Source organism: Pseudomonas sp. S150 (assembly GCF_004526365.1).
Taxonomy (GTDB): Bacteria; Pseudomonadota; Gammaproteobacteria; order Pseudomonadales; family Pseudomonadaceae; genus Aquipseudomonas; species Aquipseudomonas putida_A.
In genome coordinates, this window is sequence record NZ_CP038207.1 from 1,566,447 (window position 1) to 1,580,447 (window position 14,001).

Here is a 14,001-nt window from a genome sequence, read left to right on the forward strand (position 1 = left end):
CATCACCACCAAGGTACGGGCGGTGGAGTTTGCATGACGCGTGACAGAAGCGGCAGGTTTCTGAAGCGCTCGACGGCAGGCGGTGAACCCCAGGTACGCTGGCCTAGCGGCAATAGCCAGGGTCCCAGTTGAGTCCACATTTCCTCGGGGGAGCTGAAGGTCGGTCGCTCGATCCACAACTGAATGCCGCCCCCGACCATTGCCGGATGCCCTACGGCAATCTCGGTGTATTTGTTTCCCGCTTCGTCCATGAACCGGTTGGGGCGCCACACATCGTGGATCCCGCGTGGTGAGTGCAGGGGGTGATGGAGGTTGTCCCAGCTCCGGTTGACGATAAAGTAAAAGTCACCGTGTGCGTTGATGACGCTGTACCCGGAGTCGACCAGATCCTTCACGTTCAAATTCCCGCGAACGCTGCCCCATATGCTCCAGCACTCGATTTGCACCTGTTTATCCAACGTAATGTGTTGAACCGTTTGCACGGCGCCATCGTTCCAGACGCGAGCGATTTTGCCTTTTCCCTTTATCAGGTTTGCGACATCGTTGACGAAATACCGCACGGCATCTTCCGAAGTTGCGCTCGGATTGCCTGACGCAGCACGGGCGTAGGCCGCCAGTTGCGGGGTATTTGCCGGTGTGATCGGGCTCAGAAAATACTCATCGGCACCGAGGTGGATGTAACGACTGTCAGGGAACAGGTTCATCAAATCGCTGAAGAGTGTCTTCATGAACGCCCTCGCGGCGGCAAGGCTGAAGTCGAGGGCTTTGGTGACGACCGTTCCGTTGCTCAGTTTCAACTGGAGTTCTGGTCGGTTGCGCAGGATCCAGTTCATGTGGCCGGGCATGTCCAGTTCGGGAATCACCTGAACGTAATAACTGGCAGCCGTGTCGAGCACGCGCTTGAGGTCCGCGGCGCTCCAGGCATCGCTGCTCGACAGGTCAGGATAAGAAGGAAAGATGACGCGGACACCCTCATTATCAGTGAGGTGCAAATGCAAGGTGTTGAGCTGGTTCCAGGCCATTTCCTGAATCAGGCAGATCATCCAGTCCGGTGTGAATTGCCGACGCCCCATATCAATCATCACTGAGCGTTCGGCAAAAGCCGGGGCATCGATGACTTTGCATCGCGTCAGCTCGGTTGAGATTCTGACGGCTTTATGCAACGTCGTGAGTGCTCGCGCCATGGCCGTCAGGTTGGACGCTGCAACGCGAATGAACGCTGTGACATCGATTCGGTATTTCTCTGGTTCTCCGTGCACGGGGATCACCACGCCGCTGGTGTCGGGAACCTCAAGCCTCAGCTCCACGTCACCGCTGCCTGCTTGTTCCGGTGAGCCCGACATCAGCACGATTGCTGGCGGTGTGGTCAGCTCGGCGGCTCCGACAAAACCCTGCGCCAGGCGGGTAGCCAGCGGACGCAGGCTCTCGTGAGAGATGTAGATACGTGTGGTCGCGAGAATGTTGTAGGGGACGCCGGTGTGGCCGGTGGCGAACAGTACGCAAGGGCTCATTTCAAGCCAGGGATACTCCGTGCTGACGAGTTCTCGGGGTTTGGCAGCTGAAATTCTGGTCATAAGTGCAATCTCCAAATGGATGAAGGCTTCACTTGACCGGACAACAGGAACACTCTCGATGACGGATCAGCCGAGGGTGTAGTTGATGCTGGAAATTGGCAACTGCCAACTGTCATAAGTAACAGGTTGCAGCGCAGAGGCCACGGTGATACGAGGCGTCTGCGCCAGAATCGCTCAAGAGATTGTCGGGGGCGTCAGCGACTTTTCTCCCTGTTCGCGTACCCAGAACAACGTCGCTCCCGCTACCGCCGCCGGCATCATCAGAATGTTCACCACCGGAATCAGCAGCGCCAGATAGACGATCCCGCCAAAACTCATGCTCTGCCAGCGTTTCTGCCGCAGCCAGGCGAGCATCTCGTTCCAGCCCAGTTTGTGGTTGTCCGCCGGGTAGTCGATGTACTGGATCGCCATCATCCACACGCCGAACAGCAGCCACAGCGGGGCGGCGACGATGTTCACCACCGGGATGAACGAGAGGATGAACAGGCCGATCGCCCGGGGCAGGAAGTAGCCGAGTTTGCGCATTTCCCGGGCGAGGGTGCGCGGGATCATCGCGATCAGTTCGCCCCAGCTGAAGGCCGGGAAATCATCGGTGCCGCGTACCACCACTTCGACTTTTTCCGCGAGGAAACCGTTGAACGGCGCAGCGATCACGTTGGCGAGCATGGTGAAGGTGAAGAACACCATCAACGCCACCAGCACCACGAACAGCGGCCAGAGGATGTAGCTGAGGAAACTCAGCCAGTCGGGCAGCGACGGCATCAGGCTGTCGACCCACAGGCTGAACTGATGGCCGGCCAGATAGATCAATCCGACGAACAGCACCAGGTTGATCGCCAGCGGCAGCAACACGAACAGGCGCAGGCCCGGGCTGAGAACCAGTTTGAGGCCTTCGCGCAGGTATTGCGGGCCAGACAGAACAGGGGCGGGCATAAGGTGCTCCGAGCAAGGGAAAACGCGCCGACCTTACCGACTTTGCAACAGGTGCGAAAGCGCGGCAGAGCGATCGACATTCACTGTAACAAAGACATCGATCTGGTCGGAGTCTGCGTATAGAGACCACCTATGAGCTGGATTGTTAATCCGTATTTCCTTAATCTTGCCCCCCTCGATACGCTGCACCCAACTTTTTACAGGACTGTCGAGCTCATGCCTTCCCCAAGGTTATCCACAGTCCTTTTTTATTCCCGCCGGCAGTCCGGCGTTCCGCGCCAGTGTTTCGGCCCGGTCAACAGGAGCAGGTCATGTCTGAAGTCCGTCATTCGCGAGTGATTATTCTCGGTTCCGGCCCTGCCGGTTACAGCGCTGCGGTCTACGCCGCCCGTGCCAACCTCAAGCCACTGCTGATTACCGGCATGCAGGCCGGCGGTCAATTGACCACCACCACCGAAGTCGACAACTGGCCGGGCGACGTGCACGGCCTGACCGGTCCGGCCCTGATGGAGCGGATGCGCGAGCACGCCGAGCGTTTTGAAACCGAGATCGTTTTCGATCACATCAACGCCGTGGACTTCGCTGCCAAGCCGTACACCCTGACCGGCGACAGCGCGACTTACACCTGCGACGCCCTGATCATCGCTACCGGTGCCAGCGCTCGCTACCTGGGCCTGCCGTCGGAAGAAGCGTTCATGGGCAAAGGCGTTTCGGCCTGCGCGACCTGCGACGGTTTCTTCTACCGCAACAAGCCAGTGGCGGTGGTCGGCGGCGGCAACACCGCTGTTGAAGAGGCGCTGTACCTGGCCAACATCGCCAGCACCGTGACCCTGATCCACCGTCGCGAAACCTTCCGCGCCGAGAAGATCCTGATCGACAAGCTCAACGCCCGCGTGGCCGAAGGCAAGATCATCCTCAAGTTGAACGCCAACCTCGACGAAGTGCTGGGCGACAACATGGGCGTGACCGGTGCGCGTCTGAAGAACAACGACGGCAGCTTCGACGAAATCAAAGTCGACGGCGTGTTCATCGCGATCGGCCACACTCCGAACACTTCGCTGTTCGAAGGCCAGTTGACCCTGAAAGACGGTTATCTGGTAGTGCAGGGCGGCCGTGACGGCAACGCCACTGCCACCAGCGTTGAAGGCATCTTCGCTGCCGGTGACGTGGCTGACCATGTTTACCGTCAGGCCATCACCTCGGCCGGCGCTGGCTGCATGGCGGCACTGGACACCGAGCGTTACCTGGACGGTCTGCAGAACGCTTCGTTCTAAATCGCAGACACAAAAAAACCGGCTTCGGCCGGTTTTTTTATGCCCGTATTTCCGCTACATCGCATAACCCTGTGGGAGCGGGCTTGCTCGCGAAAGCGGTGTGTCAGACAAAGAAAAGTCGCCTGGCACGGCGCCTTCGCGAGCAAGCCCGCTCCCACAGGGGATGGCGTTGGCTATGGAAATCAGCGACGGGTCAGGGGCTGCGTTTTGAACTTCACACCCGCCAGACCGTGCTTGATCAGCGCGCGAATATTGCCGTGGTCGCTGCCTTCAGGCGTCGCCACCACCGAGCGGTAATGCTCGCCGAATGCCAGCAGCGCTTCTTCATCGCTCAAGCCTTCCAGTAGCGCCAGACCCAAGGTCTTGCACGAACCTTCGTTCTGCCCGGCGGCGTTTTCCACGCCACCATTGTTGAACGCCTGAGGCTGATAGTCGTAACCGGCGGCGATGAAAGCCAGGGTGTCGGCGAAAAGGTGTTCGCCGCTCTTGAGGCTGGCGCGCAGGGTGTTCAGATCACTCATTGGGTTTTCCTTTGGCGAACGCCGCCTGTTGTTCGGCGCTGGCTTCTTGCTGGTATTGGGCTTTCCATTCGGCATAAGGCATGCCGTAAACCACTTCACGGGCGTCGTCGAGGCTGACCTCGATCTGCTTCTCGTCGGCGGCAGCCTTGTACCACTTGGACAGGCAGTTGCGGCAGAACCCGGCGAGGTTCATCAGGTCGATGTTCTGCACGTCCTTGCGGCTGTCCAGATGGGCGACCAGCCGGCGGAAGGCGGCGGCTTCGAGTTCGAGGCGTTGTTGCTCGGTCATGGGAGTCTCTGCGAGACAGCTTCAAGCGACGAGCTTCAAGCTGCAAGATGGGTGGCGTTGATACGAAGTTTACAACTTGCCGCTTGAAGCTTGAAGCTAGCGGCTCGCTGCAAGCGTTATTGACACCGACTCGGCAAAACGCAGCGCATGCGGCTTGTCGACTTCGACTTCGGCGTACAGCACTGCAGCATGAGTCATCACCAGATCCAGCAGTTCCTGGGTCAGGCGTTCGAGCAGCGCAAACCGATTGCCCTCGACGTGGGCGATGATCGCCTTGGTGATGGTGCGGTAATTCAGCGCGTGATCGATGTCGTTGTCGCGCACCGCTTCCTGCGCGGCGTACAGGATCGTGAGATTGATCAGCACATCCTGCTTGTTGAGGATCTCGTCCTCGTTGATCCCGATAAAGGTGCGCAAGCGCAGATCCTTGACCCGGATGCGCGCCATTCCCGGTTGAAGTTGTGACATTTACTTGCTCCGTCCAATCAATTGCAGGAACTCCTGGCGGGTGTTGCTCGAGTCGCGAAAGGCGCCAAGCATGACCGAGGTGTTCATGGTCGAATTCTGTTTCTCGACACCGCGCATCATCATGCACATGTGCCGGGCCTCGATGACCACCGCGACGCCGGCGGCATCGGTGACTTGCTGCACCGCATCGGCAATCTGCCGGGTGAGGTTCTCCTGAATCTGCAGGCGCCGGGCGAACATGTCCACCAGCCGCGCGATCTTCGACAGCCCCAGCACCTTGCCTGTCGGAATATAAGCCACATGGGCCTTGCCGATGAAGGGCAGCAGGTGATGTTCGCACAACGAGTAGAGCTCGATGTCGGCGACGATGATCATCTCGTCGCTGTCGGAGGCAAACAGCGCGCCGTTGACGATCTGATCCACACTCTGTTCATAGCCGTGACACAGGTATTGCATGGCCTTGGCCGCGCGCACCGGGGTATCGAGCAGACCTTCGCGGTCGGGGTCTTCGCCGAGGCCGATGAGGATCTCGCGGTAATTCTCGGGCAGGGAACGGGTCATGGGAGATCCTCGCGCAGCAGCTTATTTGACGTGCCGTCCGCCGTTGACGGTCAGGGTTGTGCCGGTGACATAGGGGTTGTCGAGCAGATAGCGCAGGCTCTGGTAGATCACTTCGCTGCCGGGTTCGATGCCCAGCGCGGATTTGGCCAGCGCCCTGGCGCGGTACGCCGCGTCGTCGTCGGGATTGAACAATAGCAGGGCCGGCGCGATGCCGTTGACTTTGATTGCCGGCGCGTAGCGCGCGGCGAAGGACAGGGTCAGGCTGTCGAGCCCGGCTTTGCTGGCGCAATAACCGATGTGTTTGCTGCTGCCCTTGCGCGTGACGTCGTCGCTGATGTGGATGATGTCGGCCGGGGTCGAGCCTTTGAGCAGGTCGGCGCAGTGCAGGTTGATCAGATACGGCGCGAGCATGTGCACGTTGAGCATGCGCGAGAAGGCCTCGGCTTCACTGCCCGGGGTTTCCGCCAGCCATTCGGAGGCGTTGTGGACGATGGCGCGCAGGCAGTCGGTGTGGGTTTTCAGTTCATCGATGAAGGCGAGGATGGTGGCTTCGCTGGAGAAGTCCGCGAACACCGCGACAGCGCCCAGATCACGCAGGGCTTGTACGCCCGGACGTTCGCTGCGGTAGGTGAAGATGACCCGATGGCCGTCTTCAAGCAAACGGTGTGCGCAGTGCAGACCGACACGCTGGCCGGCACCGGTGATGAGGATCGGGGCGGAGGATATGGACATGAACGGCTCGCGTCGCGGTTGGAGCAAAAACTATAACAGTGACGCGGGGTGCCCACCTATCGCAAGACGGGTGCTGTGCTTTTGTGGGAGCCGGGCTTGCTCGCGAAGGCGGTGTGCCAGGCACGGATACATCAACTGACACGACGCTTTCGCGAGCAAGCCCGCTCCCACATGGGCGCTCAGCGGTTTTGAGACACTGGTTCAACAGGCAGTCGAGGTGCCGGGACGCTGTTCAGCCAACCCGCCAGCAACCGTGTCGACAGTGGAATAAAGAAATACACCATCAACGGCGTCAGGCACGCCGTACTGACCAATACTCGCGGCAGCAGGCTCATCTCGCCGAGCAGCGGTCCGAGGACAAAGTTGAACAGCAGCGACACCGGGAAGAACGCCAGCCAGATCGCCACGGCCTGTTTCCAGCGTGGTGGCCGTTGACCGGCAGCGCCGAACCAGCCTTCGATGCCGCTGACCCGATGCTCCTTGGGATGCTCGAACAGATCGCTGCCCCGCGCCAGCCACGCGGTACGCGAGACCGAGTGCTCCCAGGCGTGCAGGGTCTGCTCGTCGACGAAGCGGAAAATGATCTGGAATTCGTTGTCACCGGGTGGCGGAGCGAGCACGCCGGAACCTAGATAACCGGGAAAGTCAGTGGCCAGTTGTTCGCCTTCGCGCAGCCAGGCAATCAGGTCCTGATAGCGGCCGTCGGCGACGCGACGCGCAACCATCAGCGTGACGGGGGAAGTAGACATTGTGTATCTCCATATTTCGAGTGCGGCGCTCCGGGTAGGAGGTTTCGCATTGCGCAAACCGGGGTAGGGGGTCTGCGCTTTTCAACAAGCAAGGATTATTCCCGATTTTGATGACAGTTTCAGAGACTTTCGTCTCTGTTTATTGGGTTGAACCGACAGAGGGCATCGGATGTAGAATGGGATCCAAATTTACCGAGCGGACACATCAGCACCATGGCTGTTATCACGGACGCTAACCCTGCCTCGCAGGCCTCTGTCGCACTTGAGCGCGAAGAGTTGTTCCCTATTCGGGAGGTGTCGCGGCTGACCGGCGTCAACCCGGTAACGCTGCGTGCATGGGAGCGCCGCTACGGTCTGATCCAGCCGACGCGCACCGAAAGCGGGCACCGGTTGTATTCGATGACCGAAATCGAGCGCGTGCGCAGCATTGTCGACTGGATTGATCGCGGCGTTGCCGTGAGCAAGGTCGGCAAGATCCTGGCGAGGACCGAGCCGCTGAAAGCCTTGGCCCATATCATCCCCGATGATCTGGTCCAGGCCGATTACGCGCAATGGCAGCAGCAGGTGCAATTGGCCGTCAGTTCGTTCGACGACCGCGCGCTGGATCAGGTTTACAACCAGATCTTCTCGTCCTACTCGCTGCCGGTAGTGTTTCAGAACATTCTCATGCCTTTGTGGCTGCAGATGTTGCAGCGCCAGGATGCCTTCGGGCAGACCAGCGAGTGGCTGTTTTTCGACGGGTTCCTGCGGGCGCGGGTGTTGCAGCGGATCGTCGCGCTGCGCGGCACCCAGCCGCGCAAAGTGATTGTCAGTGCGCTCGCCGGTCAGTGTCGTGAACTCGAGCTACTGGTTGCCGCGTTGTTTCTCAGTGGCAATGATGCGGGCGTGCGGGTGCTGACCACCGGCCAGCCATTCGATGAGTTGGCGCTGGTGTGCGAGCGGATCAAGCCGCAGGCGCTGGTGCTTTTTTCCAACCACGCCCCCACCGCGGATTTGCCGCGCCGTCTGAATCGACTGGCCTTGAGTCTCGACTGTCAGGTAATGCTCGCCGGCGACGCTGCCGATCTGGCACAGGACAGTCTGGCCGGATCGTCGATCGGTTGTCTGGGCAATGAAGGGGCGACGATGCGTCAGCGCATGACGCAATTTCTCGCAGGTACGCTGGATACCTGAATTTCAGGTGTGCAGGGCGGGGTGGGTCAGACGGTGTTGTTGCAGGATGAACTGGCGCAGGCGTTCGGTTTCATCGGCATCGGTCTGGCTCAGCTCGTAGGCGTAAAAACCGTGCTCGGTTTCGCGCTCGAAATTGCCGCGCAGGGAAATCCGCTCATAACCTGAAGGGCTGAACCACAGGGCGAAATGCTTGGGCGGTTTGGTCTTGTTGCGCATTTCCAGCAGCACGCCTTTGTGCGACACCTCGTGCACCCACATCATGCCTGGCTGCCCTTTTGCGTTTTCCAGCGCGACCGGCTCTTCGAGGGTCAGGCGCCATGGGCGAATCATCGGCCCGTCTTCGTAAATGCTCGGCACGCCCAGACGCAGGTGCAACGCGTGGAATTCGTCTTCCACCAGATGCAGCGGGAAGGTCATTTGCTGATTTTCGAAGTTGGCCTGGATGGTCACTTGCTCGTGAGCCGCCAGGCGCGTGAGCAGGTCACGGATCTGCGAACCACCATTGACCAGCAGGCTCGACGTCGCATCCCGCACATTGAGCTGCGGGTTGTGCTGCATGGTCTGGATGAAATCCAGCTCATCCTGGGTCAGGAGGGCGTCGCGTTGCATGGCCTGGCTCGAAAGATATAGTTACAAAGTCATTGGTGATTGTAGTTAATGACACTTAGTTCGCAGATTTGTTTGCGCCGTTCGTCGCTTTCAACGCTTTCAGCTCTGCTTGCAGTGCTGCAACCTCTGCCTCCAGCTGAATTACGCGTTGCTGCGCCTTGACCTGAACCGTGACGTCTTTCTGCACGCCAACGAAATAGGTCTGGCCGTCATCGGCGTTTTTTACCGTCGATAGCGACAGTTCATTCCAGAAAGGCGTGCCGTCCTTGCGATAGTTGCGCAATGTTTCGCGACAAGCGCCACCGTTGCGCAGCACTTCGCGAATCCTTTCCAGGCTTGCCTGATCACGATCACCGGATTGCAGAAAGCGGCAGTCCTGATAAAGAATTTCTTCGCTGCTGTAACCGGTCAGACGTTCGAAGGCCGGGTTCACATAGATCAGGATGTTGTCCTGCTCGCCTTCCTTCTCAGCGACGACGATCCCGTCGTTCGACGCGTTGATCACCATTTGCAGCAGGCTGGCGTTGATCATCAATGAATCCTTTCAGTGTCGATAATGGCTGGCATTCTAGAAGTTCCAACGCCGCTGTCTACTGGCTATCACGGCGAATCGGGGCTGGATCGCGGCTTTTGCGTCGGACTGCTACTATCGCCGCTCTTTTTTTCAGCTTCAGGATCAGATTGATGAAAGTCGCCATCCTCTCCGGCTCGGTTTACGGCACGGCCGAAGAAGTCGCCCGTCACGCGCAGAACCTGCTGAAAGACGCCGGTTTTGAAACCTTCTACAACCCGCGCGCCAGCCTGGCGGATATCCAGGCGTTCGCACCTGAAGCGTTTCTCGCGGTGACGTCTACCACTGGCATGGGCGAGTTGCCGGATAACCTGCAGCCGTTGTATTCGGCGATTCGCGACCAGTTGCCAGCCGCGTGGCGCGGTTTGCCGGGCGCGGTGATCGGCTTGGGTGATGCCAGTTACGGCGACACGTTCTGTGGCGGCGGCGAACTGATGCGTGAATTGTTCGCCGAACTGAGCGTGCGCGAAGTGCAGGAGATGCTGCGTCTGGACGCCAGCGAAAGTGTGACCCCGGAAACCGACGCCGAGCCATGGCTGGCGCAATTGATCGACACGCTCAAGGGCTGATCGCGCGCTCACGCAGCAGAGCCAGCCAGGCCTGCGCGGCTTTCGACAGATAGGCGCCCTGGCGCCAGATGAAGGCGATGTCCCAGCGCAAATAATCTGGCGCGCGCAAGGTCAGGCGCACCACGCCCGGACGCTCCAGTGCCCGGGCCACCACGCTGGGCAGCAGCACCACGCCTTGCCCGGCGGCCACCAGTGCCACGAGAAAATCCGCCTGCCCGCTGCGCCCGCCTTCTTTCGGGGTAAAGCCCAGTTGCTGGCAGGCCTGCAGTAAACGGTCATTGAGCACGAAGCTGCGCTGATACAACAGGAACGGCGTGTCGGCCAATTCCTCAAGGCCAATCTCGCCGCGCCCCGCCAACGGATGATCCACCGGCAATAACGCATCGAGTTTCTCATCGCAGAACGGCTGGAAATCGAACTGCGGATCTTTCGGCAGCAGGCTCCCGCCTAACTCCAGTTCGCCGCTGAGCACCGCTTGCTCGACATTGCGGCTGCCACCCTCAAGCAATTGAATGCTGATGTTCGGATAGCGCCGGCGATACTCGGCGAACAACCCGGCGAACAGCGCATCACTACCCAACAGCGGCAGACCGAGGCGCAATTCGCCGCGCGCCAGTTGGCTCAGATCATCCAGTTCGCTGAGCAATTCATTGCGCAGGCGCAACATGCCCTCGGCGCGCTGCAGCACCACGCTGCCCGCGGCGGTCAGGCGCAATTGCGAGCCGAGTCGTTCGAGCAACGGCGTGCCGAGGCTCTGCTCCAGTTGCGCGACTTGCTTGCTCACTGCCGATTGGCTGATGTGCAGGGTTTTCGCCGCTTGGGTGAAGCCGCCCTGATGCATGACTTCGACAAAACTGCGCAGCTGTTTGAATTCCATCATCCGATTCTATTGTGGAATAGGGCTGAGTCTAACAATTCGCTTCTGGGATGACAGGCCGCTTCGTAAAATAAGCCAGTAAGGAGCCCATCATGAACGCCGCATCCCTCAAATACCTGTCCCGTCTATTCGCAGAACTGGCCGTGTTGCTCGGTCTCTACCTGCTCGGCTGCCAGATCGCCGCGTGGCTGGCCTGGCCGATTCCCGGCGGCGTGATCGGCATGGCCCTGTTGCTGCTGGCATTCGCGTTTGGCTGGGTCAAACCGGCGGCGCTGCAACTGGGGGCCGGATTGCTGATGGCCGAGATGCTGCTGTTCTTTATTCCGGCGCTGATGAGTCTGCTCGACTACGGCGCGCTGTTGCGCGATGACGGCTGGCGGATTTTGCTGGTGATCGGCGCCAGCACCCTGATGGTGATGCTGGTGACAGCCTTCACCGTGGAGCTGGCCGTGCGCCTGAGGCGGTCCCATGAAGCTTGAATGGATGCCGATGTTCTGGCTCGCCTTTACGCTGTTGGCGTACCTGTTCAGTCGCTGGATTTACCGGCGCACCGGGCGTTATTTGCTGTCGCCGTTGATCCTGGTGCCGGCGCTGTTGCTTGCGCTCGCGGTGCCGTTGCACACCGCCTATGCCGAATACGCCAGCAATACCCATTGGTTGATGCTGGTGCTCGGGCCGGTGACGGTGGCCTTCGCCGTACCGATCTGGCAGCAGCGGCGTCTGCTGGTGCGGCACTGGTCAGCGCTGTTGCTGGGCATGCTTGCCGGCAGCGCGGCGTCGATCGCTACGTCGTTCGGCCTGGCCAGAGCGCTGGCGCTGGATAGCTCGGTGACGATGTCGCTGGTGCCGCGTTCGATCACCACGCCATTCGCCATGCCGCTGGCGCAGGATCTCGGTGGCGTGCCGGAACTGACTGCCGTGTTCGTGATGTTTACCGGCGTGTTCGGCGCGATGCTCGGCGGCGTATTGCTCAAGTGGCTGCCGTTGCGCAGTGCGTTGGCGCGCGGCGCGTTGTTCGGGGTTGGCGCGCACGGCGCAGGCGTCAGTCGGGCGCATGAAGTGGGGGGTGAGGAAGGCTCGGTGGCGGGGCTGGTGATGGTGCTGACCGGGCTGCTCAATCTGTTCGCCGCGCCTTTGTTGGCGTCGTTGCTTTGACATGGATCCAAGGAGTTTGCCTGGCTGACCCGCTCAGTCATCAAGCTGGCTGGCAATGCAACTACGCGATCCTCTGCGCCTGACTAGACTGCTCGTACGTGCAGAACAATAAGAACGCAGAGGTGCATACAGTGAGCGTAGCCCCCGTCCAATTGTCCCTTGATGTCAAAGACCAGGTCAGTGCCGCGGAATGGCAGACCCGGGTCGATCTCGCCGCCTGTTATCGGCTGGTTGCGCTACATGGCTGGGATGACCTGATCTTCACCCACATCTCGGCCAAGGTCCCGGGCACCGAAGACTTCCTGATCAACCCGTTCGGGTTGATGTTCCATGAGATCACCGCGTCGAGCCTGGTCAAAGTCGATCAGGCCGGCCACAAGCTCATGGACAGTCCCTACGAAATCAATCCCGCCGGTTACACCATCCACAGCGCCGTGCACGAGGTAAGGCACGATGTGGTTTGTGTGCTGCATACCCACACCGCGTCCGGTGTAGCCGTTTCAGCGCAAAAACAGGGTGTGTTGCCGATCAGCCAGCAATCGCTGTTCGTGCTGTCGAGCCTGGCCTATCACGCCTATGAAGGCGTGGCGCTGAATCATGAAGAGAAGGCGCGCTTGCAAGCCGACCTGGGCGAGAACAATTTCCTGATGCTGCACAACCACGGTCTGCTGACCTGTGGCGGCACCATCGCCGACACCTTTCTGATGATGTTCACCTTCCAGCGCGCCTGCGATATTCAGGTCATGGCGCAAACCGGCGCTGCTGAACTGATTGCCATCGAACCGCAGATCCTGGCGGGCGCCAAAGCGATGATCGCCGGCGTCACCAAAAGTGCTCAAGGCATGGGCGGCGCGCTGGCCTGGCCGGCGTTGCTGCGCAAACTCGATAAACAAGACCCCGGATATAAACTCTGATGCCTCTTGCCGAGATTCCTCTGTGTGTCTGGCGCAAACGCAGCCGGACGTTTGTCTTCCGCGGCCAGTCGATCCGTTACTGGACGGCGGGGCAGGGTGAGCCGCTGCTGCTGATCCACGGTTTCCCGACGGCCAGTTGGGACTGGCACTACCTGTGGCAGCCTCTGGCCCAGCGCTACCGGGTGATCGCCTGTGACATGCTCGGTTTCGGTGACTCGGCCAAACCGTTGAACCACCGCTACAGCCTGCTGGAACAGGCCGACTTGCAACAGGCGCTGCTGGCGCATCTTCAGGTCGAGCAAGCGGTGCATGTGCTGGCCCACGATTACGGCGACAGCGTTGCCCAGGAATTGCTCGCCCGGCATTACGAAAACCGGATCGAGGTCGCCAGTTGCGTCTTTCTCAATGGCGGGCTGTTCCCCGAAACCCATCGTCCTGTGCTGATGCAAAAGCTGCTGCTCAGCCCGCTGGGCTGGATGATCGGACGGGCGTTCAGCCGTGATGCACTGGTGAAAAGTTTCCGCCAGATCTTCGGCCCGCAGACCGGCCCCAGCGAAAGTGAACTGGATGATTTCTGGAGTCTGATCGAGACCCATCGCGGGCCGCGCATCCTGCACAAACTGATCGGCTACATCCCCGAGCGCCGTGTGCAGCGCGACCGCTGGGTGGCGGCCATGCAGCGTGATGAAATCCCGCTACGGGTGATTGATGGCGAAGTTGACCCGGTTTCCGGTGCGCACATGGTCGAACGTTACCGCGAACTGATTGCCGACGCCGATACGGTGCTACTGTCAGGTATCGGCCACTATCCGCAGATCGAAGCGCCGGTGCAGGTGCTCAAGCATTACCTGGCGTTTCGTGAGCGCCTGGAGTTGCCGCCGCGCAAGGTCGCGTGCTCCTGAAAGATCAAAAGATCGCAGCCTGCGGCAGCTCCTACACCGATCTTCTGTAGGAGCTGCCGCAGGCTGCGATCTTTTGATCTTTTGACGCCCTCATCATCCCTCACCCTTATCGCGCACCATTCAGCCTCAG

The 14,001-nt window shown here is 60.1% G+C and carries 18 protein-coding genes; 7 read left to right on the top strand and 11 right to left on the bottom strand.

The features are described from left to right. Positions 1-2 precede the first annotated feature (2 nt). Complete coding sequence (locus tag E3Z29_RS07105; protein WP_134785450.1) at positions 3-1,574, bottom strand: family 20 glycosylhydrolase; 1,572 nt, start codon at positions 1,572-1,574, stop codon at positions 3-5. Positions 1,575-1,748: 174 nt separating this feature from the next. After that, positions 1,749-2,507: a sulfate transporter CysZ gene (gene cysZ, locus E3Z29_RS07110; RefSeq protein ID WP_134785451.1), complete on the bottom strand. Its 759-nt coding sequence runs from the start codon at positions 2,505-2,507 to the stop codon at positions 1,749-1,751. A gap of 311 nt (positions 2,508-2,818) precedes the next feature. On the opposite strand from cysZ, the gene trxB reads away from it, so the two are divergent. After that, positions 2,819-3,781 (top strand): thioredoxin-disulfide reductase, encoded by a 963-nt coding sequence (gene trxB, locus E3Z29_RS07120; RefSeq protein WP_003221727.1) that lies wholly within the window; start codon positions 2,819-2,821, stop codon positions 3,779-3,781. Between the two features lie 182 nt (positions 3,782-3,963). On the opposite strand, the gene E3Z29_RS07125 is transcribed toward trxB, so the two are convergent. The 6 genes from E3Z29_RS07125 to E3Z29_RS07150 all read right to left on the bottom strand — a co-directional run bounded on the left by E3Z29_RS07125 (position 3,964) and on the right by E3Z29_RS07150 (position 7,101). Continuing rightward, a complete protein-coding gene (locus E3Z29_RS07125; RefSeq protein ID WP_134785452.1) occupies positions 3,964-4,302 on the bottom strand; it encodes a HopJ type III effector protein in 339 nt (112 codons plus the stop codon). After that, positions 4,295-4,591, bottom strand: a complete 297-nt coding sequence (locus tag E3Z29_RS07130) for a DUF1244 domain-containing protein (RefSeq protein ID WP_115986687.1) — start codon at positions 4,589-4,591, stop codon at positions 4,295-4,297. Before E3Z29_RS07130 ends, E3Z29_RS07125 begins: the two co-directional genes overlap by 8 nt. A 96-nt stretch (positions 4,592-4,687) precedes the next feature. Then, positions 4,688-5,059 carry a dihydroneopterin triphosphate 2'-epimerase gene (folX, locus tag E3Z29_RS07135; protein ID WP_007968040.1) on the bottom strand — a complete coding sequence of 124 codons (372 nt, stop codon included), beginning with the start codon at positions 5,057-5,059 and terminating at the stop codon, positions 4,688-4,690. Next, entirely contained in the window at positions 5,060-5,620 is a 561-nt protein-coding gene (gene folE, locus E3Z29_RS07140) for a GTP cyclohydrolase I FolE (protein WP_097090401.1), read from the bottom strand. Between the two features lie 21 nt (positions 5,621-5,641). Next, positions 5,642-6,352 carry a dihydromonapterin reductase gene (folM, locus tag E3Z29_RS07145; RefSeq protein WP_134785453.1) on the bottom strand — a complete coding sequence of 237 codons (711 nt, stop codon included), beginning with the start codon at positions 6,350-6,352 and terminating at the stop codon, positions 5,642-5,644. A 179-nt stretch (positions 6,353-6,531) separates the two neighbouring features. After that, a complete protein-coding gene (locus E3Z29_RS07150) occupies positions 6,532-7,101 on the bottom strand; it encodes an antibiotic biosynthesis monooxygenase (protein ID WP_098967238.1) in 570 nt (189 codons plus the stop codon). A 213-nt stretch (positions 7,102-7,314) separates the two neighbouring features. Between E3Z29_RS07150 and E3Z29_RS07155 the strand changes: the two genes are divergently transcribed. Next, a complete protein-coding gene (locus E3Z29_RS07155; protein WP_096795375.1) occupies positions 7,315-8,274 on the top strand; it encodes a MerR family transcriptional regulator in 960 nt (319 codons plus the stop codon). Positions 8,275-8,277: 3 nt separating this feature from the next. Here E3Z29_RS07155 and E3Z29_RS07160 read toward each other — a convergent pair whose 3' ends face one another. Both E3Z29_RS07160 and E3Z29_RS07165 read right to left on the bottom strand, forming a co-directional pair. Next, positions 8,278-8,883, bottom strand: coding sequence for a hypothetical protein (locus tag E3Z29_RS07160; protein WP_027610872.1), 606 nt, complete (start codon positions 8,881-8,883; stop codon positions 8,278-8,280). A gap of 55 nt (positions 8,884-8,938) precedes the next feature. Beyond that, on the bottom strand, positions 8,939-9,415 hold the full coding sequence (locus E3Z29_RS07165; RefSeq protein WP_095139534.1) for a PAS domain-containing protein: 477 nt from the start codon (positions 9,413-9,415) through the stop codon (positions 8,939-8,941). 152 nt (positions 9,416-9,567) lie between these two features. Between E3Z29_RS07165 and E3Z29_RS07170 the strand changes: the two genes are divergently transcribed. Further along, complete coding sequence (locus E3Z29_RS07170) at positions 9,568-10,023, top strand: flavodoxin (protein ID WP_134785454.1); 456 nt, start codon at positions 9,568-9,570, stop codon at positions 10,021-10,023. Here the strand turns inward: E3Z29_RS07170 and E3Z29_RS07175 are convergent. Continuing rightward, positions 10,013-10,900 (bottom strand): LysR family transcriptional regulator, encoded by an 888-nt coding sequence (locus tag E3Z29_RS07175; protein ID WP_134785455.1) that lies wholly within the window; start codon positions 10,898-10,900, stop codon positions 10,013-10,015. The two genes, E3Z29_RS07170 and E3Z29_RS07175, sit on opposite strands and share 11 nt — an antisense overlap. A gap of 92 nt (positions 10,901-10,992) precedes the next feature. Here E3Z29_RS07175 and E3Z29_RS07180 point away from each other — a divergent pair, with 92 nt between their 5' ends. The 4 genes from E3Z29_RS07180 to E3Z29_RS07195 all read left to right on the top strand — a co-directional run bounded on the left by E3Z29_RS07180 (position 10,993) and on the right by E3Z29_RS07195 (position 13,871). Further along, the gene (locus E3Z29_RS07180) at positions 10,993-11,379 is read left to right on the top strand and encodes a CidA/LrgA family protein (protein ID WP_027610876.1); all 387 of its coding nucleotides are present in this window, start codon (positions 10,993-10,995) and stop codon (positions 11,377-11,379) included. After that, positions 11,369-12,055, top strand: a complete 687-nt coding sequence (locus tag E3Z29_RS07185) for an LrgB family protein (RefSeq protein ID WP_097090405.1) — start codon at positions 11,369-11,371, stop codon at positions 12,053-12,055. The genes E3Z29_RS07180 and E3Z29_RS07185 overlap by 11 nt, the downstream gene beginning before the upstream one ends. 131 nt (positions 12,056-12,186) lie before the next feature. Further along, entirely contained in the window at positions 12,187-12,969 is a 783-nt protein-coding gene (locus tag E3Z29_RS07190; protein WP_096795378.1) for a class II aldolase/adducin family protein, read from the top strand. Further along, positions 12,969-13,871: an alpha/beta fold hydrolase gene (locus E3Z29_RS07195; RefSeq protein ID WP_134785456.1), complete on the top strand. Its 903-nt coding sequence runs from the start codon at positions 12,969-12,971 to the stop codon at positions 13,869-13,871. The genes E3Z29_RS07190 and E3Z29_RS07195 overlap by 1 nt, the downstream gene beginning before the upstream one ends. The last annotated feature ends 130 nt before the right edge of the window (positions 13,872-14,001 follow it).